At 63.6% G+C, this 1,181-nt stretch carries 3 protein-coding genes; all 3 read left to right on the forward strand.

Going from position 1 to position 1,181, the window contains the following annotated elements:
* Positions 1-89: JAB domain-containing protein (locus K206_RS40605; protein ID WP_043368034.1), on the forward strand; the 89-nt coding region annotated here is incomplete at its 5' end.
* A gap of 159 nt (positions 90-248) precedes the next feature.
* Complete coding sequence (locus K206_RS0136750) at positions 249-695, forward strand: TIGR03757 family integrating conjugative element protein (RefSeq protein ID WP_020207177.1); 447 nt, start codon at positions 249-251, stop codon at positions 693-695.
* Positions 692-1,181 (forward strand): TraU family protein (locus K206_RS0136755; protein WP_043368036.1); only part of this gene is annotated, 490 nt, incomplete at its 3' end. The genes K206_RS0136750 and K206_RS0136755, both read left to right, overlap by 4 nt.

The following is a 1,181-nucleotide window of genomic DNA, read 5'->3' on the forward strand; positions in this document are numbered from 1 at the left end:
CGCTGGCGCTCATCGATGTTCGGGTACTGGACCACATCGTCGTCGGCCTGGGAAATCCGTACTCCTTCGCTGAGCACGGCTTGCTGTAGCGCATCGCTTCATTGATCACTGCGGGGGCTTCGGCCTCCGTTTTTCTTTGCGGCGAGACAAGCAGGTATGCGGGGTGTCCGCGATGCGCATTGTTTGTTGGGGCTGCATCAGGTTCGGCGTTTGACTATGGCCCTGATCAACTTCCCGGGGTACGCGACATGCCAGCATCTATTTCCAGGTTCTCGCCGGGATGGCGAACCCTCGGCCTGGCCGTTGCGCTGCCGGTCGCTCTGGTCGTTTTCAGCCCGGCCACCTTCGCCGCCGACGTGCTGGTCGTCACCGACAGCCGGCACCCCCTCAAGACCGTGGGCGGTGAGCGGCTGATCGAGTTGGACGAAGCGCATCGGATCGAAACGGAGCTTGCTGCCGAACTCCCCGCAGATCCCGAACAGGCTGCCGTCATCGTCAAGCGTCGGCTGAACGGTGGCGGTGGCGACCTCCAGCGCCGCATTGCGTCCGCATACCAGGGCGTCACCGACGCATGGAGCCTGGGCATCACCAGCATCCCGGCCGTCGTCGTGGACAAGCGCTACGTGGTCTATGGCGAGCCGGACGTGGCCCGCGCAGTCGCGCGCATCGAGCAGCACCGGAGGACGCAGCCGTGACCCATCGCCCATTTGACCTGCTGCGCCGTCTGCGTGTTGTCGTGGCCTCGGTGCTACTGGTCGGCGCCACGAGCAGCTACGCCCTGAATACCGCCACCATCGTGTCTTCCGTCATGTCGCCAGACTGCCTGGAATACCGGGTGGTTGGCATCTGCTATTGGCTGTTCTGCTCCTGGGGTGGCTGCACGGTGCGCACGTCCATCAAAGTCCGCCACTACATCCCCGATGCGGTCGTCTCCAGCTACAGCAACACCGGCGAAAACCCGTGGATCGAAGTCCGGGCGATGAGCACACCCAACCCGTCGGCGCAAGCCGGCGGCGATGGCACCACGAACGAAGACCACGAAAACAACCTCGCCAAGTTCAAGAACGCGGACGTCATCGGTCACCCGGGGGTCGAGGTGTTCAACCAGTTCGTGTCGTCCTCAGGCTACTTCTGTGAAGGTGCAGGCACGGCGTTCATGCCGTACTTGCTCAGCACCCTGG

The organism is Cupriavidus sp. WS (assembly GCF_000395345.1).
In the GTDB taxonomy this organism is placed as follows: domain Bacteria; phylum Pseudomonadota; class Gammaproteobacteria; order Burkholderiales; family Burkholderiaceae; genus Cupriavidus; species Cupriavidus basilensis_B.

Bases quoted from the DNA above. Each gene is read 5' to 3' on its own strand.
- K206_RS0136750 (WP_020207177.1), top strand. From the start codon at position 249: ATGCCAGCATCTATTTCCAGGTTCTCGCCGGGATGGCGAACCCTCGGC.